At 62.3% G+C, this 24711-nt stretch carries 23 protein-coding genes; all 23 read right to left on the bottom strand.

Annotated features, from left to right (window positions below; all coding sequences use genetic code 11):
- Nucleotides 1-152 precede the first annotated feature (152 nt).
- The gene (locus ABJO61_RS17115) at nucleotides 153-878 is read right to left on the bottom strand and encodes an ABC transporter ATP-binding protein (RefSeq protein ID WP_348324574.1); all 726 of its coding nucleotides are present in this window, start codon (nucleotides 876-878) and stop codon (nucleotides 153-155) included.
- Nucleotides 871-2160 carry a lipoprotein-releasing ABC transporter permease subunit gene (locus ABJO61_RS17110; RefSeq protein ID WP_348324572.1) on the bottom strand — a complete coding sequence of 430 codons (1290 nt, stop codon included), beginning with the start codon at nucleotides 2158-2160 and terminating at the stop codon, nucleotides 871-873. The genes ABJO61_RS17115 and ABJO61_RS17110 overlap by 8 nt, the downstream gene beginning before the upstream one ends.
- Before the next feature lie 290 nt (nucleotides 2161-2450).
- Nucleotides 2451-3773: a proline--tRNA ligase gene (gene proS, locus ABJO61_RS17105; RefSeq protein WP_348324570.1), complete on the bottom strand. Its 1323-nt coding sequence runs from the start codon at nucleotides 3771-3773 to the stop codon at nucleotides 2451-2453.
- Between the two features lie 90 nt (nucleotides 3774-3863).
- A complete protein-coding gene (locus ABJO61_RS17100) occupies nucleotides 3864-5552 on the bottom strand; it encodes a hypothetical protein (protein ID WP_348324569.1) in 1689 nt (562 codons plus the stop codon).
- An 89-nt stretch (nucleotides 5553-5641) separates the two neighbouring features.
- A complete protein-coding gene (locus tag ABJO61_RS17095; protein WP_348324567.1) occupies nucleotides 5642-6070 on the bottom strand; it encodes a hypothetical protein in 429 nt (142 codons plus the stop codon).
- 833 nt (nucleotides 6071-6903) lie between these two features.
- A complete protein-coding gene (locus tag ABJO61_RS17090) occupies nucleotides 6904-7179 on the bottom strand; it encodes a DUF1467 family protein (RefSeq protein WP_348324565.1) in 276 nt (91 codons plus the stop codon).
- A gap of 11 nt (nucleotides 7180-7190) precedes the next feature.
- Nucleotides 7191-7595: a methylmalonyl-CoA epimerase gene (gene mce, locus ABJO61_RS17085; RefSeq protein WP_348324563.1), complete on the bottom strand. Its 405-nt coding sequence runs from the start codon at nucleotides 7593-7595 to the stop codon at nucleotides 7191-7193.
- Nucleotides 7596-7665: 70 nt separating this feature from the next.
- On the bottom strand, nucleotides 7666-9375 hold the full coding sequence (locus ABJO61_RS17080; protein ID WP_348324561.1) for a ribonuclease J: 1710 nt from the start codon (nucleotides 9373-9375) through the stop codon (nucleotides 7666-7668).
- 70 nt (nucleotides 9376-9445) lie between these two features.
- Nucleotides 9446-10210, bottom strand: coding sequence for a biotin--[acetyl-CoA-carboxylase] ligase (locus tag ABJO61_RS17075; RefSeq protein ID WP_348324559.1), 765 nt, complete (start codon nucleotides 10208-10210; stop codon nucleotides 9446-9448).
- Between the two features lie 7 nt (nucleotides 10211-10217).
- Nucleotides 10218-11666 carry an NADH-quinone oxidoreductase subunit NuoN gene (gene nuoN / locus ABJO61_RS17070; RefSeq protein ID WP_348324558.1) on the bottom strand — a complete coding sequence of 483 codons (1449 nt, stop codon included), beginning with the start codon at nucleotides 11664-11666 and terminating at the stop codon, nucleotides 10218-10220.
- A gap of 3 nt (nucleotides 11667-11669) precedes the next feature.
- Nucleotides 11670-13214 carry an NADH-quinone oxidoreductase subunit M gene (locus ABJO61_RS17065; protein WP_348324556.1) on the bottom strand — a complete coding sequence of 515 codons (1545 nt, stop codon included), beginning with the start codon at nucleotides 13212-13214 and terminating at the stop codon, nucleotides 11670-11672.
- Nucleotides 13214-15145, bottom strand: coding sequence for an NADH-quinone oxidoreductase subunit L (gene nuoL, locus ABJO61_RS17060; protein ID WP_348324554.1), 1932 nt, complete (start codon nucleotides 15143-15145; stop codon nucleotides 13214-13216). Before nuoL ends, ABJO61_RS17065 begins: the two co-directional genes overlap by 1 nt.
- Before the next feature lie 6 nt (nucleotides 15146-15151).
- Complete coding sequence (gene nuoK, locus ABJO61_RS17055) at nucleotides 15152-15460, bottom strand: NADH-quinone oxidoreductase subunit NuoK (protein ID WP_348324586.1); 309 nt, start codon at nucleotides 15458-15460, stop codon at nucleotides 15152-15154.
- 132 nt (nucleotides 15461-15592) lie between these two features.
- The gene (locus tag ABJO61_RS17050) at nucleotides 15593-16207 is read right to left on the bottom strand and encodes an NADH-quinone oxidoreductase subunit J (RefSeq protein ID WP_348324552.1); all 615 of its coding nucleotides are present in this window, start codon (nucleotides 16205-16207) and stop codon (nucleotides 15593-15595) included.
- Nucleotides 16208-16247: 40 nt separating this feature from the next.
- Nucleotides 16248-16739, bottom strand: a complete 492-nt coding sequence (gene nuoI, locus ABJO61_RS17045; protein WP_348324550.1) for an NADH-quinone oxidoreductase subunit NuoI — start codon at nucleotides 16737-16739, stop codon at nucleotides 16248-16250.
- A gap of 44 nt (nucleotides 16740-16783) precedes the next feature.
- Nucleotides 16784-17788 carry an NADH-quinone oxidoreductase subunit NuoH gene (gene nuoH, locus ABJO61_RS17040; protein WP_348324548.1) on the bottom strand — a complete coding sequence of 335 codons (1005 nt, stop codon included), beginning with the start codon at nucleotides 17786-17788 and terminating at the stop codon, nucleotides 16784-16786.
- Between the two features lie 16 nt (nucleotides 17789-17804).
- Nucleotides 17805-19862: an NADH-quinone oxidoreductase subunit NuoG gene (nuoG, locus tag ABJO61_RS17035; protein ID WP_348324546.1), complete on the bottom strand. Its 2058-nt coding sequence runs from the start codon at nucleotides 19860-19862 to the stop codon at nucleotides 17805-17807.
- A 3-nt stretch (nucleotides 19863-19865) separates the two neighbouring features.
- Nucleotides 19866-21155, bottom strand: a complete 1290-nt coding sequence (gene nuoF, locus ABJO61_RS17030; RefSeq protein ID WP_348324544.1) for an NADH-quinone oxidoreductase subunit NuoF — start codon at nucleotides 21153-21155, stop codon at nucleotides 19866-19868.
- Nucleotides 21155-21778, bottom strand: a complete 624-nt coding sequence (gene nuoE, locus ABJO61_RS17025) for an NADH-quinone oxidoreductase subunit NuoE (protein WP_348324542.1) — start codon at nucleotides 21776-21778, stop codon at nucleotides 21155-21157. Before nuoE ends, nuoF begins: the two co-directional genes overlap by 1 nt.
- A complete protein-coding gene (locus ABJO61_RS17020) occupies nucleotides 21775-22953 on the bottom strand; it encodes an NADH-quinone oxidoreductase subunit D (protein WP_348324540.1) in 1179 nt (392 codons plus the stop codon). Before ABJO61_RS17020 ends, nuoE begins: the two co-directional genes overlap by 4 nt.
- Before the next feature lie 4 nt (nucleotides 22954-22957).
- Nucleotides 22958-23560, bottom strand: a complete 603-nt coding sequence (locus tag ABJO61_RS17015) for an NADH-quinone oxidoreductase subunit C (RefSeq protein WP_348324538.1) — start codon at nucleotides 23558-23560, stop codon at nucleotides 22958-22960.
- Between the two features lie 69 nt (nucleotides 23561-23629).
- Nucleotides 23630-24205: an NADH-quinone oxidoreductase subunit B family protein gene (locus tag ABJO61_RS17010; RefSeq protein ID WP_348324536.1), complete on the bottom strand. Its 576-nt coding sequence runs from the start codon at nucleotides 24203-24205 to the stop codon at nucleotides 23630-23632.
- Complete coding sequence (locus tag ABJO61_RS17005) at nucleotides 24196-24561, bottom strand: NADH-quinone oxidoreductase subunit A (RefSeq protein ID WP_348324534.1); 366 nt, start codon at nucleotides 24559-24561, stop codon at nucleotides 24196-24198. Before ABJO61_RS17005 ends, ABJO61_RS17010 begins: the two co-directional genes overlap by 10 nt.
- Between the last annotated feature and the right edge of the window lie 150 nt (nucleotides 24562-24711).

Raw genomic sequence — 24711 nt, 5'->3', positions numbered from 1 at the left:
CCGCTTCAACCTCCTCCTCGCCCTCTACAACAACACGCCCCGCAAATGCCTTGACTTCCGCACCCCCGCCGAACTCTTCTCGGAGAAACTGTTGCACTTCAAATGTGAATCCACACCCCGGCTTTCGCCGGGGTGACACCTTTATCCGAAGATCAGAGGCTCTGATATTCGGCGGCGATGTCCGTGCCTTCATGGAGCTTGCCCTCGTGCAGGAGGACGACGCGGTCCATATGGCTCGCGAGATCGAGATTGTGGGTCGCGATGAGAGCGGCGACGCCCTCCGAGCGGCATATCTTCAAAAGCTCGTTGAAAACGTGACGTGAGGTCTTCGGATCGAGATTGCCGGTGGGTTCATCCGCAAGCAGCACCTGCGGCCTGTTCGCCAGCGCGCGGGCGATTGCGACACGCTGTTGCTCGCCGCCGGACAGCTCCGCCGGGCGATGCTCAGCACGCGGCGCCAGCCCCATGCGGTCGAGCAGGTCCATCGCGAAGCTGCGCGCCTCGCGCCTGCCGATGCCTGCGATCATCTGCGGCAGGATCACGTTTTCGACAGCGGTAAATTCGGGCAGCAGGTTGTGGAACTGATAGACGAAGCCGAGATCGGCGCGGCGGACGGCGGTGCGCCGCGTGTCCGACAGGCCGACAGCCTCGACGCCGCCGACCCAGACCTCGCCGTCATTCGGCGCTTCGAGCAGGCCCGCAATGTGGAGCAGCGAGGACTTGCCGGAACCGGACGGGCCGACCAGCGCAACGATCTGGCCCTCGAAGATATCGAGGTCCGCGCCCGCGAAGATGCGCAGTTCGGCATCGCCCTGCATGAAGGTGCGCGTGATGCCGCGAAGGGAAAGGACGGGGGCGGACTGCATGGCGTCACTCATAGCGCAGCGCCTCCACCGGATCGAGCGAGGCGGCGCGCCAGGCGGGATAAAGCGTGGCCGCGAAGGAGAGGAAGAGCGCCATCAGCACAACGGCGGTGACCTCGCCCGCATCGACCTCCGCCGGCATGTGGCTGAGGAAATAGACCTCGGGCGAGAAAAGCTCCGTACCCGACAGATCGGAGAGCCACTGGCGCAGCGTCTCGATATTCAGGCAGAAGACCAGACCGAGCGCGAAACCCGCCAATGTGCCGGTGACGCCGATGGAGGCGCCCGAGAGGAAGAAGACACGCATGACCGCGCCGCGCGTCGCGCCCATCGTGCGCAGGACGGCGATGTCCCTGCCCTTGTCCTTCACCAGCATGATGAGGCCTGAGATGATGTTGAGCGAGGCTACGATGAGGATGAGCGTCAGGATGAGGAACATGACATTGCGCTCAACCTGGAGCGCGGAGAAGAAGCTCTCGTTCCTCTGCTGCCATGTGACGACGGTGCAGCAGGGACCGGCGGCTATCGCTATGGGCTTTACCGCATCGTTCACGCGGTCGGGATTTTCGATGCGGATTTCGAGCGCGCTCACACCTTCATAGGTGCGGAAGAAGGCGCGGGCTTCATCCAGCGACATGAAGACGAAGCTTGAATCATATTCCGACATGCCGATTTCGAAGATCGCCCGGATCGGGAAAGCCCCGACCTTGGGCGCGGTGCCGAAAGGCGTGATCGCCCCCTTGGGCGACAGAAGCGTGATGTTGTCGCCGACGGTGAGGCCGAGATTGGCGGCAAGGCGCGAGCCGACGGCAACGCCGCCCTCGTCCAGCCCGGCGAGCGAACCGACGGTGACGTTTTCCGAAACGATGCCGAGGCCCTGAAGGTCTTTTTCGCGCATGCCGCGGACAAGCGCGCCCGAGGCATTGCGCGCGCTCTGCACCATGACCTGACCATCGACCAGCGGAATGACGCTGGTGACGCCCGGCACCGCGCGCACGCGATCCGCCACGGTGTCGTAATTCATGATGTTGGTGCCGATGCCCTGCACGAACATGTGGCCATTGAGACCGAGAATGCGCGAGAGGAGCTCGGTGCGGAAACCGTTCATCACCGACATGACGATGATGAGGGTGGCGACACCGAGCATGATGCCTGCGAAGGAGATGCCCGCGATGACGGAGACGATGCCCTCGCGGCGGCGCGAGCGCAGATAGCGCATGGCGAGGAGCCATTCAAAGGCACCGAAGGCGCGGGCGCGGCCGGTGTTTTTTGCGCGGGGGTGAGCGACGTCAGTCATATTCTGTCCTGTGTTGTCGCCATGTCGACTTCGAGGCACACCCTCCCCCCATCTTGTTCGCCTTGGCGGACAAGCCGCCAAGGTGGGGAGGGTCGAAATTTGCGAGCGTCAGCGAAGTAAATTTCGGGGAGGTGTTCTCCGTGCACGGCATATGGCTCCTCCTCGATTCCTCGCTTACCCCTCCCCTAAAAATCCTGACGGATTTTCAGACCCTCCCACAGGGGGAGGGTGATCTCGATGGAGAGTCTCGCAGATTACATATACTTGCCTCTTTCAACTCCGGGTGCCGTTCAATTTCCAGAAATCTTCGCGAGGGCGGCTTCGGGCGAGAGTTCTTCCTTTTCGCCGGTGGCGCGGCGCTTCAGTTCGACCGTGCCGGACTTGAGGCCGCGCGGCCCGACAACGAGCTGCCAGGGCAGACCGATCAGATCCATGGTCGAGAACTTCGCGCCCGCGCGCTCATCCGTATCGTCATAAAGGACGGTGACGCCCGCCGCTTCGAGCTTCGCATAAAGCGCAGCGCAGGCGGCATCGGTTTCGGCGTCGCCGCTCTTCAGGTTGACGAGGCCGACCTTGAAGGGCGCGACCGCATCCGGCCAGACAATGCCGTTATCGTCATGGCTTGCCTCGATGATGGCGCCGACGAGGCGCGAGACGCCGATGCCGTAGGAGCCCATCTGGAGCGGCACTTCCTTGCCGTCCGGGCCGGAGACGACGCAGCCCATGCTTTGCGAATATTTGGTGCCGAAGAAGAAGATGTGGCCGACCTCGATGCCGCGGGCCGACAGGCGCTTGTCTTCGGGCACAGCGGCCTCGAAGGCGGCGGGGTCGTGCTTCTCGTCGGTCGCGGCGTAGAGGTCCGTGCGCGAGGAGATGACGGGGGTGAGGTCCGCCTCATAGTCGATGTCGTCGCCGGGGACGGCCATGTCCACGAGATCGCGGTGGCAGAAGACGGCGCTCTCACCCGTTTCGGCGAGAATGATGAATTCATGGCTCATGTCGCCGCCGATGGGGCCGGTGTCGGCGGCCATCGGAATGGCGCGCAGGCCAAGCCGGTCGAAGGTGCGCAGATAGGCCACGAACATCTTGCGATAGGCGCGGCGCGCATCCTCGACATCGAGGTCGAAGGAATAACCGTCCTTCATCAGGAATTCGCGGCCGCGCATGACGCCGAAGCGCGGGCGGATCTCGTCGCGGAACTTCCACTGGATGTGGAAGAGATTGCGCGGGAGGTCGCGATAGGACTTCACGGCGCCCTTGAAGAGCTCGGTGATCATCTCCTCGTTGGTGGGACCGTAGAGCATGTCGCGGTCGTGACGGTCCTTGATGCGGAGCATTTCGGGGCCATAGGCATCGTAGCGGCCGGACTGGCGCCAGAGATCCGCCGACTGGAGGGTCGGCATGAGGAGTTCGATGGCGCCCGCCCTCGCCTGCTCCTCGCGGACGATCTTTTCGATATTGCGCAGGACGGCGAGACCCATCGGCAGCCAGGCATAGATGCCCGCGGCGGTCTGGCGGACGAGGCCCGCGCGCAGCATGAGCCGGTGCGACACGATCTGTGCTTCGGCGGGGTTCTCGCGGAGAGTAGGCAGGAAATATCTGGAAAGGCGCATGGTGACCCTGAGAGCGGCTGCCCGGCTTTACGGACGGCACGGGGCAGGCCTTTCAGGGGCCTGCCGGAGCTTCAAAAACAGGGGTCCGTTTTAGGGGGTCGCGGGCGGATTCGCAATCTCGCCGCTTGCGGTGCGCCGCGCGGCACGGCCTTCGAGATATGCGCGGATATCGACCTCCGGCCCCTCTTCCACGCCCCGGCCCGTGCGGATGCCCCAGGGGCCCCTTTCCAGACTCTCGACGGTGTAGCCCATATCGACATCATAGGTACGGTCGATCTGGTTGCGGAGGTAGCGCTGGGCCTCGTACCAGCGGGTCTTTTCGGCCCCGTCCCGGCAGGTGGCCAGCTCCTCACCGCTCGCCCCCCAGCGGCGCTCGACGCATTGATAGGGGTCGAAGGAGAGGTCGTAGAGGCGGTCGATGATGGTGTCGATGGAGAGCTCGACGGTGCGCCCGGCAGAGTTCACATAGGAGACATTGCAGGCGGCGTTTTCCTCGCGATAGGCGGCAAGCAGATCGCCGGGCAGATCATTGCCGTCATAATTCAGACGGGGCGCGTCCACCATATCCATCTTTATGAAATCGATAACGAGATCATACATCTCCTTGAAGCCGGTCTTGAGGCGGGCATCGCGCGACGGCGTCGAATAAAGCTCCCAGACGCCATGCGTGCCGTAGATGTTGTCCGGCAGGCGGGATGGCGGGTTCGTGTTCTGGATGCCGCGTCCGAGCGAAATCTCGACGGCCTGCTTGCGCGAGCGCAGATCGAAACAGAGCGACTGCATCATCATGCGCATTTCCTCGACCGGCTTGTATTCAAGTTCACCGGCAGAGAGACGCGAGCGGAGATAGGTGTAGAAATCGAGATTCTCGCCATTCCACATCCATGAGGCGGAGTGCGAGCGGCGCGGGTCGCCGGGCGGGTTGCCCTGATACTGCTCCAGCGAGTAATCGGCGATCTGCGCATTCGGCACGCCGACGATTTCGCCGCCGACAAGCGCGCCATTCGAGGCGCGCGTTGCGCCGACAACTTCGATGGGACGGAACTTCTGGAAGATCGAACCGAGCTCGGGGCCGGTGCGCAGAAACTCCCTGCCGAGATGCGTGCGGCTGAGCGAGTGATCGGGATGCGAGGAGAAGATGAGGATGCGTCCGCCGGACTCGACGCGCCAGACAAGCGAGGCGTGACCGTTCACGTCATAGGCGATGGTGCCGGGCACGATGGCTTCACGATCGAGGCGCGGCGAATAGGTGTCGGTGAAAAGAAGCGCATCGTCGTCCATCGAGTGACGGCGGAACATGGCCGTCGAAACGACATTCACCAGCCCGTGAAGGATGGGCAGCGCGTTGACACCGTTTGCGGTGCGCGGAACGCTGTCACGGGCGGCCACTTCATTGCCGTAGACGGAATAGCGAATGTCCCCGCCCGGCCCGTCCGCCGACCTCATTGCGGATTGCCACGCGAAAGGCAGACCGTTTTTCCAGGCGAAGTAGGCGCGCATCACATAGGGCATGTCCGCGCAATCGACATAGAAGCGCGTCTTCGGATCGGTGTGACGGTAAGGGTTCGCCGGGCTCTTGATGCACTCGTCGAAGGTCCAGCAATCGGCGGCGCCAAGTGCCGCCACAAAATCCTGCCACGCCTTTTCGTCGGTCTCGCTCCAACGCTCCTTGGTGATGCGCCAGCGGGCATCCTGAGCATGGGCCGCTGCCCCGATACCAATGGCGGCTATCGAAACGCACAAAAACAGGAACGCAGCCTGGCGCCAGCGAAACATCATCAAACTATCCTTGCCCTAACCCGTTCCAAAGGTGCGGGGGACATGCATAGCTGTCAACGAAAGCGGGCGCTTTTCAGGGCGTCGTACGCCTATTTCACGGGCTTGTGATGCAATCCTGCACAGGCTTCGGCAAGTGCATGGTCCGTTCCCGTCACATCCTCGCCATCAATGGTCGTCCGGCCGGTTTTCGTATCGACACGGACGAGAGCAACGGCGATCTCGGTTTCGGCGCCAAAGGCAGGGATCGCCGCTCCGGCGGGGAAAACCGTCACGAAGAATTCATAGACGGGCCATTGGCCATAGTGGTAGCCGCCATCGACATCGGCGGGAGCAACCGCGCTCCCGTCGGCGGCGATGCCCGGCACATAGTCCGCCCCGCCAGGAAGATAGGGCAAGATATTGCGGCAATCCTTTTCGGAAATTTCCACGATGCGCGGCCCGTCGCCGCCCGCAAGCTCTTCCGCGTGGGCGGAAAGCGGGAGCAAAAGGGCCAGAAGAATGCAAAGACGTTTCATCATGCTTTCATACTGCGCGTATCGGCTTTAAGGAATTGTTGCAGGGTCGAACCCGTTCAGTATGGAGCGGCATTTCATTCGTACCAAGATTATTCATATGCCGCGGCTTTCTCCACAATCCGCGGCCGGGCGGCCCGGCCCCGATACCGTATCTCACCCCGGCCCGGCTGGCCGTCATGCGGCGGCCACCCCCTGCGGGACGTAACCCGGATACCGGGCGCCGCCCCCTATTCTCACTCCGGCGCAAACCCGGCAATGAAATGCCGTTCCGGGACAGGGCAACGAGAGGAAGTTGCTCGACCGCCCCCATAATGCTGCAAAAATTTCACCAACCCAAAAAAGGGGCGTGACACCTCGCCGCAGGGTGGCTATAGTCCGACGCATAAAAGGGAAAAGCGCTCAAGCGCACCCAAGTTTAGGGAGGGAACGCTGACTTCGACGATCCGCAAAGGATCGCGGAGGCGCGACACGAGGGAACACTAAAGCAGCAAGGCAGCGAAAGCTGACCTTGCTTTTTTTTGCCCCGAAGGCGGGGCCGCTTATTTCGCCCTTCGGGCGGTGCGCGCTCCGCGCGCGGGAGCAGCAAGGCAGCGAAAGCTGACCTTGCTTTTTTTGCCCCGAAGGCGGGGCCGCTTATTTCGCCCTTCGGGCGGTGCGCGCTCCGCGCGCGGGAGCAGCAAGGCAGCGAAAGCTGACCTTGCTTTTTTTTGGGCTTTTTTTGTCCGCTGCGCGGGGCTCTTTATCCGCGGCGCTGGCTGGGGCCCCCCACCCGAAACGCTGCGCGTTTCGACCTCCCCGCGAGGGGGAGGTGAAAGGACTCCACAGTGGCCGGGCCGTCAATACTCGGCGCTGAGGTCCGGCATGAAGGGAATGTCGTCGAAGGAAATCGGCTGGTAGACATAGAGCCAGGCGACGAAGGGCCAAAGCGCACCCGCGATGAGCGAGGTGGCGAGCGCCTTCTTCCAGAGCGCCGGGGCGAGCGGCGCGCCGCGCTCCGTGCCGGGGGTCACATTATCCGCCTCGTGCTGGGAGCGAACGCCCCAGGGCAACACGGCAAAGAGCGTGACCCACCAGAGAACGAAATAGATCGCGATACCGGCGATGGGGTCCATGAACCGAAGCCTCAGGCCTGCTCGAGTTCGACGAGCGTACCGTTCAGGTCTTTCGGGTGCAGGAAGACCACCGGCTTGCCATGCGCACCGATCCGGGGCTTGCCGGTGCCGGTGATGGTGACGCCCTCATCGTTCATCTTCTCGCAGGCGGCGTCGATGTCCTCCACCTCGATGCAGATGTGATGGATGCCGCCCTTCGGGTTCTTGGCGAGGAAGCCGGCGATGGGCGAGTTCTCGCCAAGCGGCTCCAGCAGCTCGATCTTGGTGTTGCCCAGATCGACGAAGACGGTGGTCACGCCATGATCCGGCTGCGGCACGGCTTCGGAGACCTTTGCGTTGAACTTCGTGCGGTAGGTTTCAGCAGCCGCCTTGATGTCCGGAACGGCGATGGCAACGTGATTGAGCGGTCCGAGCATTACTGGGTTCCTCGCTGGGCAATTCGAATGGCCCATATTTAGGCTGGTTTTGGAGGGGGAGCAAGGAAGGTCAGATGCGGGTAACGACGACCGCCACCTGAGCCTTCTTGCCCCATTCGCGGCGCAGCGCCCCGCGCACGGCGCGGCGCAGGAATTCCGCTACGTCATCGTCGTTCTTGCGGCGCTTCATGGGCAGCCGGTCCAGCGCATCGTCCACGGCATCGAGCGCGCGGTCCTCGAAGGAGATGCCGTGGGAATCCTCTTCCGGGAGCCCCATGAGGCGGACCTGCGGATCGCCCCGGACCTCGCCCTTGCCATCGAGAACGACGCTGACGAAAACGGAACCGGCGAAGGAGAGCCGGCGGCGTTCCGCGACGGCGCCTTCGTCTGAATCGGTCAGCACCTCGCCGTCGAGATAGATGCGGCCCGAAGGCGCCTCATCCACGACTTCGGCGATGCCCGGCGCGATGCGCACCATGAGACCGTTTTTCACCACGACCTGTTCCGGCACCTGAAGCTCGCGCGCGAAGGCGGCATGTTCCGCAAGGTGACGAGCCTCGCCATGAACGGGGATCGAGACTTCCGGCCTGATCCACTGATACATGGCGGCAAGTTCATCCCTGCACGGATGACCTGAGACATGGACGAAGTGATCTTTCTCGGTGATAACGCGGATGCCGCGCTCGGCGAGGAGATTTTGCAGGTCGAAGATCGAGGTTTCGTTGCCGGGAATGACGCGTGACGAGAAGACGACCGTATCGCCCTTGTCGAGCACGATCTGCGGATGGTTATCCTCGGCGATGCGCGAGAGCGCGGCACGGGGCTCGCCCTGACTGCCCGTACAGACGAAGAGCACCTTGTCGCGCGGGAGGTAGCCTGCATCGTTCTCGCTGACGATGCGCGGCAGATCCGTGAGGTAGCCTGCCTCGCGCGCAGCGGCAACGACGCGGTGCATCGCGCGGCCGACAAGAACCGGATGGCGGCCGCAGGCATCGCCCGCGCGGATGATGCTTTCAAGCCGTGCGACATTGGAGGCAAAGGTGGTGACGGCCACCCTGCCCTCGCAGCTTTTCAGCAGTTCGGTGAGGCTTGCTGCGACATCGGCTTCGGAGCCGGAGGTGCCGGGCGAGAAGACATTGGTGCTGTCGCAGACGATGGCGCGGACACCTTCGTCGCCGATGGCGCGCAAGCGCGCTTCGTCTATGTCGCCGCCGACGACGGGATCGGGGTCGATCTTCCAGTCGCCCGTGTGGAGAACGAGGCCGAGCGGTGTGCGGATCGCAAGCGCGTTCGGCTCGAGGATCGAATGGGTGAGCGTGACGAGTTCTATATCGAAGGGGCCGAGGTCGAAGCGATGGCCCATCGGAATGATGTGCATGGGCACTTCGTCTTCGAGGCCCGCCTCGATGAGCTTGCCGCGCACCAGCGCCGCCGTGAAAGGCGTCGCATAGACGGGGCAGCGCAGGCGCGGCCAGATATGCGCGACGGCGCCAATGTGATCTTCGTGCGCGTGGGTGAGGACGATGCCGAGAAGCTCGTCGCGGCGCTCTTCGATGAAGGCGGGGTCCGGCATGATGAGGTCAATGCCGGGCGTACGCTCGTCGCCGAAGGTGACGCCGAGATCGACGATGATCCAGCAGCGGTCATCCTCCGGCCCGTAGCCGTAGAGGTTCAGGTTCATGCCGATCTCGCCCGACCCGCCGAGCGGCAGGAAGACGAGTTCATCGCCCGGTGTTACGGCACGCGGCGCGGCGGCGCTGGGGGACTCAGAGATACTCATATTTTGCAATTATTGCACATTTGCGCCGGTTGCACATTTTCATTCCACGCCCGGGCAATGCGCGAGCAACTCACCGGGCGGGGCCCGGCGCAGGAGGTCCGAAGAACACGTCGCCCGCGGAGACGAGCTGCAAGGTTCCATCGGCCAGGCGAAGCTGAAGCGCGCCATCAGGCGCCAGGCTCTCGAAGATCCCCTCCAGCGCACCGGAAGAGAGGCGGACGACGATCGGCCCGCCTATGCCTTCCGCCCGCTTCAGCCATGCCTCGCGGATGGCGGCGAACCCCTGTTGACCGCGCCAGACGCCGAGCCAATGCTCGAAGGCCTTGTCGAGCGCGGTGAGGGCGTCGTCCGGTGTAACGCCACTCACACCCAGGGCGGCGAGCGAGGTGGCCTTGTATTCGAGACCTTCTGGATGGGTGGCGAGGTTCACGCCCATGCCGATGGCAACCCAGGCGACTTCCGCGCCCGCCACGCCCGAGCTTTCGAGCAGGATGCCCGCGAGCTTGGCGCGATCATGAAGCAAATCGTTCGGCCATTTGAGGCGGAGCTCTGGACGGAGGGTCGGCGGGAGCAACGAGGCGACCGCCTCATGCACGGCGAGCGCCGCGACGAAGGAGAGCTCCCCCGCCTCGCGCGGGCCGCAACGCGGCGTGAGATAGAGCGTCCCCATGAAATTGCCGGAGGGACTTTCCCACGCCCTGCCCCGGCGGCCGCGACCGGCCGTCTGCCGGGCGGCAACGATCCAGACGGGGCCCTCGGCGGATTGATCGCCGAGGCGGCGCGCCTCTTCGTTGGTGCTGTCTATTTCCTCGAAGCGGCGGATGTCGGCGGTCATTTCCGCGTCAGGGAAGGAGTGCGCCGACGGCCGCCTGCGCGCCGAGAATGAGCGGTGCGGGGTAGACGAAGAAGAGCAGCGTGAAGACCGAGCAGACGCCGAGAACGGTGGCAAGTTCGCCCGGCATGGGCTGCACGAAGGGCTCTGCCGCCTCGTCGAAATACATGATCTTGACGATGCGCAGATAGTAGAAGGCGCCGATGACGCTCGACAGCACACCGATCACGGCCAGCGGATAGAGCCCGGCCTCGATGGCAGCCATGAAGACGTAGAACTTGCCGAAGAACCCGGCGAGCGGCGGCACGCCGGCCAGCGAGAACATGAGCATGGCGAAAAGGAAGGCGAGCATCGGCTGGTTCGTGGAGAGGCCGGAAAGATCCGAGATCGATTCGACATAGCCTTCCTTGCGGCGCATGGCGAGGATGCAGCAGAAGACACCAACATTCATCACGACATAGATGACGAGATAGATGAGCACACCGCGCACGCCTTCCGGCGTTCCGGCGGCAAGGCCGACCAGCGCGAAGCCCATATGCGAGATCGAGCTGTAGGCCATGAGGCGTTTGATATTGGTCTGGCCGATGGCGGCAAAGGCGCCGAGCACCATCGATGCGATGGAGACGAAGACGATGATCTGCTGCCACTGGTCTTCGAGCGCGGGAAAGGCGCCGAAGAGAACGTGCAGGATGAGCGCCATGGCGGCGACCTTCGGCGCACCGCCGAAGAAGGCGGTGACGGGCGTCGGCGCGCCTTCATAGACGTCCGGCGTCCACATATGGAAGGGGACGGCCGAAATCTTGAAGGCGAGACCCGCCAGCACGAAGACAATACCGAAGATGACGCCGATATTGGGGCCTTCGGCGGTGAGGACGCCGGAGATGGCCGTGAACTGGACGCTGCCGGTGAAGCCGTAAACGAGCGAGGAGCCATAAAGCAGCATGCCGGAGGCAAGCGCGCCGAGAACGAAATATTTCAGGCCCGCTTCCGTCGCGCGCGCATTTTCGCGATGGAACGCGGCGATGACGTAGAGCGCGAGGCTCTGCAGCTCGAGGCCCATATAAAGCGCAATGAGGCCGTTGGCCGAGACCATCATGAACATGCCGAGCGTCGCGAGGACGATCAGCACGGGGAACTCGAAGCGGTCCATCTTCTCGCGGCGGATGAAGCCGAAAGACATGATGATGGCGGCGGTGGCGGCGATGAGGATCAGGAGCTTCATGAACTTGGTGAAGCCGTCCGCGACGAACATGCCGCCGAAGGTCTGAACTGCCTCGTTCGGCTCGATCAGGAGCAGCGCGCCGACAAGCACGAAAAGGCCGATGGCACCGATGCCCGTTTCGTGCGCATCGCACTGGCGGAAGACGCCCCACATGAGAAGCGCCATGGCGCCTGCCGCCATGAGGATTTCCGGCAAGGCGGGCAGGAAGTCCGGGACGTTGGTCAATGCTTGTTCCATGTTCTAGTTACCCGTGAAGAGGCTTGCGGCCCGGGCGAAGAGCCCCGTGTCGCCCGCGACGCGGTGTGCCTCCAGAGCGGCATGGTAGTTCGCGACGAGGTTATCCACCGAGACTTCGGTCACGTGCAGGATCGGCGCGGGATAGACGCCGAAGAAGATCGTCGCGGCCAGAAGCGGCGCGAGGGTGAGCACCTCGCGGCGGTTCAGGTCCATGATCGATTTCAGCGTGTCCTTCTCGATCTCGCCGAAGACGACACGGCGATAGAGATAGAGCGCGTAGCCCGCGGCGAGGATGACGCCCGTGGCGGCGATGGCCGCAACCAGGGTGTTCACTTCGAAGGTGCCGACGATGGTGAGGAATTCACCGATGAAGCCGCTGGTGCCGGGCAGACCGACATTCGCCATGGTGAAGATGAGGAAGGCGACGGCATAGAGCGGCATACGGTTCACGAGGCCGCCATAGGCCGCAATCTCGCGCGTGTGCATGCGGTCATAGACGACGCCGACGCAGAGGAAGAGCGCGCCCGAAACCCAGCCGTGAGAGAGCATCTGGAAGATGCCGCCCTGCACGCCCTGATGCGTGGCCGCGAAGATGCCCATGGTGACGAAGCCCATATGAGCGACCGACGAGTAGGCGATCAGCTTCTTCATATCCTCCTGCACTAGCGCAACAAGCGAGGCATAGACAATCGCGATGACGCTCAGGGCGAAGACGAGCCAGGCGAGGTCGGCCGAGGCGACCGGGAACATGGGAAGCGAGAAACGCAGGAAGCCGTAGCCGCCCATTTTCAGCATGACACCCGCAAGGACGACGGAGCCCGCGGTCGGCGCTTCCACATGCGCATCCGGCAGCCAGGTGTGGACCGGCCACATCGGCATCTTCACCGCAAAGGAGGCGAAGAAGGCGAACCAGAGCCAGAACTGCATCTCCACGGGGAAGTCATGCGCAAGAAGCACGGGAATGCTGGTCGTGCCCGCTTCCCAGTACATCGCCATGATGGCGAGAAGCATGAGCACGGAACCGGCGAAGGTGTAGAGGAAGAACTTGAAGCTCGCATAGATGCGCCGCGCGCCGCCCCATACGCCGATGATGAGGAACATCGGGATCAGGCCGCCCTCGAAGAAGAGGTAGAAGAGTACGAGGTCCAGCGCGCAGAAGACGCCGATCATCAGCGTTTCGAGCACGAGGAAGGCGATCATGTATTCCTTCACCCGCTTCTCGATGGAGGTCCAGCTTGCGAGAATGCAGGCAGGCATCAGGAAGGTGGTGAGGATGACGAAGAGCATCGAAATGCCGTCGACGCCCATGTGGTAGTTGATGGCGCCGCCGAGCCACTCGGTCTCCTGCACGAACTGGAAGTCCGAGGTCGAGGGATCGAATTTCCACCAGATGTAGAGCGAGACGAAGAAGGTGATCGAGGTCGTCCAGAGCGCGACATAGCGCGCGTTGCGGGCAACCGACGCCTCGTCGCCGCGCGTCACCAGAATGATGAGCGCGCCGACCAGCGGCAGAAAAGTGATGAGCGAGAGAATATTGCCGTCGGTCATCAGTGCGCTCCCCCGACCATGAACCAGGTCACCAGACCTGCCACGCCGAGCAGCATCGCGAAGGCGTAGTGATAGAGATAACCGCTCTGAAGACGCACGACGCCGCGCGTGATGTCGAGGACACGGGCAGAAACACCGTCCGGCCCGAACCCGTCGATAATGCGCCCGTCGCCCTGCTTCCAGAAGATGCGGCCGATTGCGAAGGCCGGGCGGACGAAGATGAAATCGTAGATCTCGTCGAAGTACCACTTGTTGAGCAGGAACTTGTAGAGCGGTTCATGCGTCTTCGCGAGCTGCCGGGGCATATCCGTCCGGGCGATATAGAAGAGCCAGGCGACAGCGAAGCCGGCAATCATCATCAGCGTCGGCAGGTAAGGCACCCATTCCGGCACGTTGTGGAACTCATGCATGATGTGGTTTTCGGCACCGCGATAGACCGCCTCCAGCCAGAACTCCTCATAGGCATGACCGATGAAGAGCGGCGCGAAGACCATGCCCGCGCCAATGGCACCCACTGCGAGGATGACCAGCGGGATCAGCATGACGAGCGGCGATTCATGCACATGGCTCAGCGTCTCGTTGGAGGCGCGGCTTGTCCCGTGGAACGTCATGAAGATGAGGCGCCAGGAGTAGAACGAGGTGAACAGAGCGGCAATGACCGTCATCGCGAAGGCGTACATATGGGCGGGGTTATGCGCCGCATAGGCCGCTTCGATGATCGCGTCCTTCGAATAGTAGCCCGCGGTGAACGGGAAACCGGTGAGCGCGAGCGTCCCGATAACCATCATCACCCATGTAACGGGGATGAGCTTGAAGAGGCCGCCCATCCTGCGCATGTCCTGCTCGTCGCTCATGGCGTGGATGACGGAGCCCGAGCCGAGGAACAGAAGTGCCTTGAAGAATGCGTGGGTGAAAAGGTGGAACATCGCCACTTCATAGGCGCCGACGCCGAGCGCGACGAACATGTAGCCGAGCTGCGAACAGGTCGAATAGGCAATGACGCGCTTGATGTCGTTCTGGACGAGACCGACCGTGGCGGCGAAAAAGGCCGTGGTGGCGCCGACGACCGTGACGACGGTGAGCGCGAATTCCGAGAACTCGAAAACCGGCGACATGCGCGCAACGAGGAAGACGCCCGCCGTGACCATCGTCGCGGCGTGAATGAGGGCGGAGACCGGCGTCGGGCCTTCCATCGCATCCGGCAGCCATGTGTGCAGGAGGAACTGCGCCGACTTGCCCATTGCGCCCATGAAGAGCAGCAGACAGGCGGTCGTCACGATGGGCACTTCATAGCCGAGGAAATCGAAGCTCTTGTCCGCGATTTCGGGAATGGCAGCGAAGACGGTATCGAAATCGACCGAGCCGACGGTGAGGAAGAGCGTGGCAATGCCGAGAATGAGGCCGAAGTCGCCAACGCGGTTCACCACGAAAGCCTTGATGGCCGCCGCGTTCGCACTCGGCTTCTTGTACCAGAAACCGATCAGCAGATAAGAGGCGAGACCCACGCCTTCCCAGCCGAAGAAAAGCTGCACGAAATTATCCGCCGTCACCAGCGCAAGCATTGCGAAGGTGAAGAGCGAAAGATAGGCAAAGAAGCGCGGCTGGTGCGGGTCGTGGCTCATATAGCCTATCGAATAGATGTGCACGAGCGCGGAGACGGAGGTGACGACGACGAGCATGACCGCGGTGAGCGTGTCGATGCGCAGGCGCCAGTCGGCCTCGAAGCTGCCGGAGTCGATCCAGGTAAGAACCTGGACGCGCGCGGTCTCGCCCTGAAGGCCGACCGAGATCAGCGCGACGACGGAAAGCAGCGCCGCGGCAACGAGAAGAACGGAGGTAACGATCTGGGCGCCGCGCGGACCGATCCACCGGCCGAAGATGCCCGCGACCAGAAAGCCGATCAGAGGCAGGAAGACGATTGCAGAGTACATGCCCCCTTACCCCTTCATCATGTTGATGTCCTCAACCGCGATCGAGCCGCGGTTGCGGAAATAGACGACCAGAATGGCAAGGCCGATAGCCGCCTCGCCCGCCGCGACCGTCAGCACGAAAAGTGCAAAGACCTGCCCGGCGAGGTCACCCATATGGGTCGAGAAGGCAACCAGATTGATATTCACAGCAAGGAGCATCAGTTCGATCGACATGAGAATGACGATCACATTCTTCCGGTTGAGGAAGATGCCGAAGATACCCAGCGTGAACAGGATCGCCGCCACGGTGAGATAGTGTGCGAGGCCGATTGCCATCATTTTCTCCTGCTCCCTCACGTCACGCTCGGGAGCCAGTCCCCTTATATTCGAAGGGTCACGCGGCGGGGGCCGCACACACCCAATTGGTCTTTCTCCGGCCGGCGTTTTTCCGATGACCGGCCGAAACGCCTAGAGCCCCTGCCCGGGCTCGACTTTCTTCATTTCAACAGCCTGCTCGCGCGTACGGGCCACCTGATCTGCGATGACCTGCCGCTTGACGTTCGGCTTGTGGCGCAGCGTGAGCACGATGGCGCCGATCATGGCGACGAGAAGAATGAGGCCCGCCGCCTGGAAGGGATAGACATATTGCGTGTAGACGATATGGCCGAGCGCCCGGGTGTTGTCGATGTCTGTCATGGCGGGCGTGGGCGAGGCCGAAACGCCCGCCGCTTCCGGCGCAATGACCCAGGCACCAAGCACCAGCAGCAGCTCGATCAGCAGGATGATGCCGACCAGCGCGCCTACCGGAAGATATTGCAGGAAGCCTTCGCGCAGCTCCGAGAAGTCGATATCGAGCATCATCACGACGAAGAGGAAGAGAACCGCAACCGCGCCGACATAGACGATGACGAGGATGAGCGCGAGAAACTCCGCGCCCATCAGCACGAAGAGCGCCGCCGCATTGAAGAAGGCGAGGATGAGAAACAGCACGGAGTGCACGGGATTGCGCGATGCGATCACCATGAAGCCCGCAGCGACGGTAATCGCTGCGAAAAGATAAAACGCTATGGCGGTGGCAATCATCTGGACCCCTTGTCCCTCGATCGTCTTCTAAGTGGTGCGTTCAGCGATAGGGTGCGTCGAGCGCGATATTCGTCGCGATCTCGCGTTCCCAGCGGTCGCCATTCGAAAGCAGCCGGTTCTTGTCGTACATCAGTTCTTCGCGCGTTTCGGTCGCGAATTCGAAATTCGGTCCTTCGACGATGGCGTCCACCGGGCAAGCCTCCTGACAGAGGCCGCAATAGATGCACTTCGTCATGTCGATGTCGTAGCGCGTGGTGCGGCGCGTACCGTCATTGCGGCGCGGACCCGCCTCGATGGTGATGGCCAGCGCAGGGCAGATCGCCTCGCAGAGTTTACAGGCGATGCAACGCTCCTCGCCGTTCGGATAACGGCGAAGCGCATGCTCGCCGCGAAAACGCGGAGAGAGCGGGCCCTTCTCGAAAGGATAGTTCAACGTCGCCTTCGGCTTGAAGAAATACCGCATGGCGAGGAAGAAGCTCGAAACGAATTCGGCGAGGAAGAGAGACCGCACCGACTGATCCAGCCAGGCCATAATCTCAGTCCTTTCCCTTGATTGCGTTCATTGTCCCCTGCCCCTTACACAAGATCGAAGCCGACGAGGACGCCCGCCGTCAGCACGACCCAGAAGAGCGAGAACGGCAGGAAGACTTTCCAGCCGAGACGCATCAGCTGGTCGTAGCGGTAGCGCGGCACGAATGCCTTGACCATCGCGAACATGAAGAAGACGGCAAACACCTTCAGCAGGAACCAGACGATGCCGGGAACCCAGGTGAAGGGCGCGATGTCGAAGGGCGGCAGCCAGCCACCGAGGAAGAGGATCGTCGTCATGGCGCACATGAGCAGGATCGAGACGTACTCGCCCAGCATGAACATCATGTAGGTGGATGAGGAATACTCCACCATGAAGCCGGCAACGAGTTCCGACTCCGCCTCCACGAGATCAAACGGCGGGCGGTTCGTTTCCGCCAGCGCCGAGATGAAGAAGATCGCAAACATCGGCAGATGCGGGATGAAGTACCAGACGGTCTTCTGCGCTTCGACAATCTCCGAGAGGTTGAGCGTCCCCGCCGTCATGAGTACGCAGACGATGACGAAGCCGATGGACACTTCGTAGGAGACCATCTGGGCCGCGGCGCGCAGCGCGGAGAGGAACGGGTATTTCGAGTTGGATGCCCAGCCCGCCATGATGACGCCATATACGCCGAGCGAGGAAATGGCGAAGATATAGAGGACGCCGACATTGATGTCGGAGACCACGAGCTTCGCGTCGAGCGGGATAACAGCCCAGCCGGACAGCGCAAGCGTCACGGTCACCAGCGGCGCAATAAGGAAGACACCCTTGTTTGCGCCCGCCGGGACAATCACTTCCTTGAAGATGAACTTCAGCAGGTCCGCGAAGGACTGCAAAAGACCGAAGGCACCGACGACGTTCGGCCCGCGGCGAAGCTGCACCGCTGCCCAGATCTTGCGGTCGGCAAGCAGGACATATGCCGTGACGAGCAGGATTGCGACGATCAGCGCGAGCGACTGCGCAACGATGATCGCCAGCGGAATACCATATGCGACGAGAATATCTGTCATTGCCCCTCTACCCCCGTCACTCCGCCGCCTGAATGCGCGCGGCGGCTACCCGGCCGGCCGAACACTCGGCCATGACGGCGCTTGCGCGTGCAACCGGATTTGTCATGAAGAAGTCCCGCACCGGCGTTTCGAAAGGCGCGGCATCGAGTTCGCCCTGCGGGAGCGAGGGCATGTCCGTCACGGGCACGATAACATCGCTCATCGCGAAGTGCGGTGCGTCCGCTTCCATCGCCGCGCGGATGGCGGCGAGGTCGTCGTAAGGCAGGGTCTTGCCGAGCACACCGGACAGCGCACGCAGGATCGCCCAGTCTTCGCGGGCCGAACCCGGCGCGAAGACGGCACGACGACCGAGCTGGACGCGTCCTTCCGTGTTGACCCAGGTCGCATTTTTTTCGGTGTAGGCGGCACCCGGCAGGATGACGTCGGCGCGATGCGCGCCCGCATCGCCATGCGTGCCCTGATAGATGACGAAAGCCTTGCCCAGCCGATTCATGTCAATCTCGTCCGCACCCAGAAGATGTACGACTTCGATCTCGCCGCTGGAGGCGCCTTCGAGAATACCCTCGACATCGCGCCCGCCCTCGCCCGGCACAAGGCCGAGGTCCAGACCGGCAACGCGAGCGGCTGCCGTGTGCAGGACGTTGAAGCCGTTCCATTCGTCCGTGATGGCGCCAACAGATTTCGCGAGCGCCAGCGCCTCGGCAAGAACAGCCGCGCCATCCTTGCGCGTGAGGGCACCCTGCCCGACCACGATCATGGGACGCGCGGCATTCTTCAGCACATCGCCGAAGGAGCCGAGGTCTTTCAGAGACTGCGGGCCGGCGCCGATATAGTCGTAGTCATAGGTAAGATCGTTACGCGGGCCAATGACGCCGACTTTCAGGCCGCCTTCGACATCCTTCTGACGCGCGCGCTTCAGGATGCGCGCATTGACGATGGCGGCTTCCTTGCGCGGGTCGGTGCCGACGAGCAGGACCGCATCCGCTTCTTCGATACCGGCGATGGTGGTGTTGAAGAGATAGGCGCCGCGGTTCGACGCATCAAGCTTCGCACCATCCTGGCGGCAATCGATGCTGGCGGAGCCGAGCGAGGTGTAGAGGTCTTTCAGGGCCTTCATGGATTCGGCGCAAGCAAGATCGCCCGCGATGACGGCGATGCGGCTGCCGTCCACATCCTTCAGACGCGCAGCGATGGCGGCAAAAGCTTCTTCCCAGGACGCAGGCTGGAGGCGGCCATTGATGCGGACAAAAGGCGTATCGAGACGCTGCGTCTTGAGGCCGTCCCAGACGAAGCGGGTCTTGTCCGAAATCCACTCTTCATTCACGTCGTCATTGAGGCGCGGGAGAATACGCATGACTTCGGGCCCGCGCGCATCGACGCGAATGTTGGAACCGACGGCATCCATCACGTCGATGGACTCGGTCTTCTTCAGCTCCCAGGGACGCGCCGTATAGGCGAAGGGGCGGAAGGTGAGCGCGCCGACCGGACACAGATCGACCACATTGGCCGAGAGCTCCGAGGTGAGCGCATGTTCGAGATAGGTGGTGATCTCCATGTCCTCGCCGCGGCCGATGGCGCCGAGTTCGGGAACGCCTGCCACTTCCTGCGAGAAACGGATACAGCGCGTGCAATGGATGCAGCGCGTCATCACGGTCTTCACGAGGGGGCCCATGTATTTTTCTTCGACCGCGCGCTTGTTCTCATGGAAGCGCGAACCATCGACGCCATAGGCCATCGACTGATCCTGCAGGTCGCACTCGCCGCCCTGATCGCAGATCGGGCAATCGAGCGGATGGTTGATGAGGAGGAACTCCATCACGCCTTCGCGGGCGCGCTTTACCTGCTCGCTCTTGGTGGAGACGACCATGCCGTCGCCGGCCGGCATCGCGCAGGAAGCGACGGGCTTCGGCGACTTTTCGACCTCGACGAGGCACATGCGGCAATTGCCTGCGATGGACAGACGCTCGTGATAGCAGAAGCGCGGGATTTCGGCGCCCGCTTCCTCGCAGGCCTGCAACAGCGTTGCGCCCGCCTCGACCTCTACTTCAATGCCATCGACTGTGAGTTTTGGCATGGTCTACTCCGCCGCCCTTGCCGCGCCGCCGCGTTTCTCCGCGATGCGCTCTTCGATCGTTCCCCTGAAGTGGCGGATGAGGCCCTGAACCGGCCAGGCCGCCGCATCGCCGAGGGCGCAGATCGTGTGTCCTTCGACGCGCTTCGTCACGTCGAGCAGCATGTCGATTTCCTCGACCTCCGCTTCGCCCGCAACAAGACGCTCCATGACGCGCCACATCCAGCCCGTGCCTTCGCGGCAGGGAGTGCACTGACCGCAACTCTCATGCTTGTAGAAAGCGGAGAGACGCGCGATCGCCTTGATGACGTCGGTCGACTTGTCCATGACGATGACAGCCGCCGTGCCGAGGCCGGACTGCACGGCCTTCAGCGAGTCGAAATCCATCAGCACGTCATCGCAGATCGACTTCGGCAGAAGCGGCACGGACGAACCGCCCGGGATCACCGCCAGAAGATTGTCCCAGCCGCCGCGCACGCCGCCCGCATGCTTCTCGAGAAGCTCCTTCAGCGGGATACCCATTTCCTCTTCGACATTGCAGGGCTTGTTCACATGGCCCGAAATGCAGAAGAGCTTGGTGCCGGTATTATTCGGGCGGCCCAGCCCTGCGAACCAGTCCGCGCCACGGCGCAGGATGGTCGGCGCGACCGCGATCGACTCGACATTGTTCACCGTGGTCGGCGCGCCATAGAGACCGACATTCGCCGGGAAAGGCGGCTTGAGGCGCGGCATGCCCTTCTTGCCTTCGAGGCTTTCGAGAAGGGCCGTCTCCTCGCCGCAAATGTAAGCGCCGGCACCGTGATGGACATAGAGGTCGAAGTCCCAGCCCGAGCCTGCGGCGTTCGCACCGAGAAGCCCCGCTTCATAGGCTTCGTCGACGGCGGCCTGAAGCTGCTCGCGCTCGCGGATGAATTCGCCACGCACATAGATGTAGCAAGCGTGTGCGCCCATCGCGAAGGACGCGATGAGGCAGCCCTCGATCAGCTTCTGCGGATCGTGACGCATGATGTCGCGATCCTTGCAGGTGCCAGGCTCGGACTCGTCGGCGTTCACGACAAGGTAGTGCGGGCGGCCATCGGACTCCTTGGGCATGAAGGACCATTTGAGGCCGGTCGGGAAGCCTGCGCCGCCGCGGCCGCGCAGGCCCGACTTCTTCATCTCGTCGAGAATCCAGTCACGCCCCTTGGCGATGATCGCGGCCGTGCCGTCCCAGTCGCCGCGTTTCTTCGCGGCTTCGAGACGCCAGTCCTGCAACCCGTAGATATTGGTGAAAATGCGATCCTTGTCTTCCAGCATCAGTTACCCCCGCCCGCCTGCGGATCGCCAACCGTGGTGAGGCTTGTCAGCCCGCCTTCCGGTTCGGATGCATGACGCTCGTTCTGAGGACCGGGTTTTACGTCCCTGCCCTCACGCAGATCGTTCAGGACGCGCTCGAAGGAGGAGCCGTCGAGATCTTCGAAGAAGTCGGCATTGATCTGTACCATCGGCGCGTTGACGCAGGCACCGAGACATTCGACTTCCATCCAGGAAAACTTGCCGTCCGCGCTCACCTTGCCCTCCGGGCCGATATGCTTGCGGCAAACTTCCTTAAGTTCGTCGGCACCGCGCAGCCAGCACGGCGTCGTACCGCAAAGCTGCACGAAGTTCTCGCCGACGGGCGAGAGGTTGAACATCGTGTAGAAGGTCGCGACCTCGAGGGCGCGGATATAGTCCATGCCCAGCATCTGCGCGACATAGCGGATCGCAGGCTCGGGCAGCCAGCCATCATGCTGTTCCTGCGCGCGCCAGAGCAGCGGGATGACCGCCGAGGCCTGCTTGCCTTCGGGATATTTCGCGATCTGCCCTTTCGCCCATTCGACGTTCTCCGCCGTGAAGGCAAAGCTATCGGGCTGATTGGGATCGAGACGCCTGACACTCATCGGTCCACCTCTCCGAACACGATATCGATGGAACCGAGAATGGCGGCAACGTCCGCCAGCATGTGGCCCTTGCAGAGATGATCCATCGCCTGGAGATGGGCATATCCCGGCGCGCGGATCTTGCACTTGTAGGGCTTGTTGCCGCCGTCGGAGACGAGGAAGACGCCGAACTCGCCCTTGGGCGCTTCGACGGCCGCATAAACTTCGCCCTCGGGCACGTGATAGCCCTCGGTATAGAGCTTGAAGTGATGGATGAGCGCTTCCATCGAACGCTTCATCTCGGCGCGCGACGGCGGGACGATCTTGCCATCATCGGAGTGCACGGGGCCGCCGGGCATCATCTCGATGCACTGCTTCATGATACGCAACGACTGGCGCATCTCTTCCATACGGATCAGATAGCGATCGTAGCAATCGCCGTTCTTGCCTACCGGGATGTCGAAATCGAGCTCGGAGTAAACTTCATAAGGTTGCGAGCGGCGCAGATCCCATGCCATGCCGGAACCGCGCACCATGACACCGGAGAAGCCCCATTCGAGCGCTTCCTGCTGACTGACGACGCCGATATCGACATTGCGCTGCTTGAAGATGCGGTTGTTGGTGAGAAGACCTTCGAGGTCGTCGAGCACCTGAGCGCAGGGGTCGCAAAAATTGTAGATGTCTTCAAGAAGCTTCGGCGGCAGATCGCGATGAACCCCGCCGACGCGGAAATAATTGGCATGCATGCGCGCACCGGACGCGCGCTCATAGAAGATCATGAGCTTTTCGCGTTCCTCGAAGCCCCAGAGCGGCGGCGTCAGCGCACCAACGTCCATCGCCTGCGTCGTGACGTTCAGCATGTGGGCGAGGATACGGCCGATCTCGGAATAGAGAACGCGGATGAACTGGCCACGGCGCGGCACGTCGAGGCCGAGCAGCCGCTCGGCGGCCAGCACAAAGGCGTGCTCCTGATTCATGGGCGCCACATAGTCGAGGCGGTCGAAGTAAGGTGTCGCCTGAAGATAGGTCTTGTATTCGATCAGCTTCTCGGTGCCGCGATGAAGAAGACCGATATGTGGGTCCACGCGCTCGACGACTTCGCCATCGAGTTCGAGCACGAGACGCAGCACGCCATGCGCGGCGGGATGCTGCGGACCGAAGTTCAGATGGTAGTTGCGGAGTTCCTGCTCGGCCATTTCCTCAACCCTCCGCCTTCTCATCGCCCGGGAGCAGATATTCCGCTCCTTCCCAGGGGCTCATGAAATCGAAGCTGCGGAATTCCTGCACCAGTTTCACCGGCTCGTAGACGACTCGCTTTTCGTCATCGTCGTAGCGCACTTCCACATATCCCGTCAGCGGGAAATCCTTGCGGAGCGGATAACCGTTGAAGCCATAATCGGTGAGGATGCGGCGCAGGTCCGGGTGATCGGAGAAGAAAACGCCGTACATGTCGAAGGTCTCGCGCTCGTACCAGTTCGCAGCGGGGAAAACCGGCACGACGCTCGGCACCGAGGTTTCCTCATCGGTGCGGACCGTCACGCGGATGCGCTGGTTCTGATACATCGACAGCAGGTGGTAGACCACATCGAAACGCTGCGAGCGCTCCGGGTAGTCGACGCCCGTGATGTCGAGCAGCGTGGAAAAACGGCAAGCAGGATCGTCGCGCAGGAATTTCAACACCCGCGCAATCGACTGAGCCTGAGCCAGGATCGTCAATTCACCGAAGGCAACGCGAAATTCGAGCACGGAATCCTCGAGCGAGCCGAGAATGTGTTCGCCTAGTTCTGCAAGACTTTCGTCCATAGGTACGGTCTCGAAGTTCGTTTGAGGCGCGCGGAACCGTGAGGAAGCCGCCCGTCCCTGTCGTCGAAATCAGCGGTCGAGCGTTCCCGTCCGGCGGATTTTCTTCTGAAGCGCGAGGATGCCGTAGAGGAGCGCCTCGGCTGTGGGAGGACATCCGGGCACATAGACATCGACCGGAACGATCCGGTCGCAGCCGCGCACCACGGAATAAGAATAGTGGTAGTAGCCGCCGCCATTCGCACATGATCCCATCGAGATCACGTAGCGCGGTTCCGGCATCTGGTCATAAACCTTGCGGAGCGCCGGCGCCATCTTGTTCGTCAGCGTACCCGCGACGATCATCACGTCGGACTGGCGCGGGCTCGCACGGGGCGCAACGCCGAAGCGCTCGGCGTCGTAGCGCGGCATCGAGGTCTGCATCATCTCGACGGCGCAACAGGCGAGACCGAAGGTCATCCACATGAGCGAGCCGGTGCGCGACCAGTTGATGAGGTCATCGACGGTCGTCAGCACGAAGCCCTTGTCGGCGAGCGCATCGGACGCCTGACGGAAGAAGGCATCGTCCTGCCACGCCGGTACGGAGACTTCAGGGTCAACCACGCCGGGCGTGTTGGAAATCACCTTGTCGGGATTCGTCACTCCCATTCCAGAGCACCCTTCCGCCACTCATAGGTAAAACCGATCGTCAGCACACCAAGGAAGACGATCATCGACCAGAAACCGAAGACACCGATGTCGCCCAGGGCTACGGCCCAGGGAAACAGGAAGGCGACCTCAAGGTCGAAGATGATGAATAGGATCGCGACGAGATAATACTTCACGTCGAACTTCATGCGCGCGTCGTCGAAGGCATCGAAACCGCATTCGTAGGCGGCGAGCTTTTCCGGATCGGGCCTGCTCGGCGCAACGACGAAAGGCGCAATCAGGAGAGCAAGACCCACAATGAGAGACAGGCCCATGAAGATCAAAATGGGCAGGTACTCAAGCAGCAGGTCTTCCATCGAATTGTCCTCACAAGGTACCGGAGAAAGCTCCGGCCGGGGCTGCCTCCCCTTCGCATCCTGGATGCGATGCGGGTTGAAAAAATCACCCGCGAGCGGCCTCCCAATTCGACGCGCAGTATAAACCTCGCATCTGCAAAATCAAAGGCC

It is taken from the genome of Parvibaculum sp., from assembly GCF_039973015.1.
In the GTDB taxonomy this organism is placed as follows: Bacteria; Pseudomonadota; Alphaproteobacteria; order Parvibaculales; family Parvibaculaceae; genus Parvibaculum.
The sequence above is the reverse complement of the archived record's forward strand: the minus strand, read 5'-3'. Positions and strand labels throughout refer to the sequence as shown.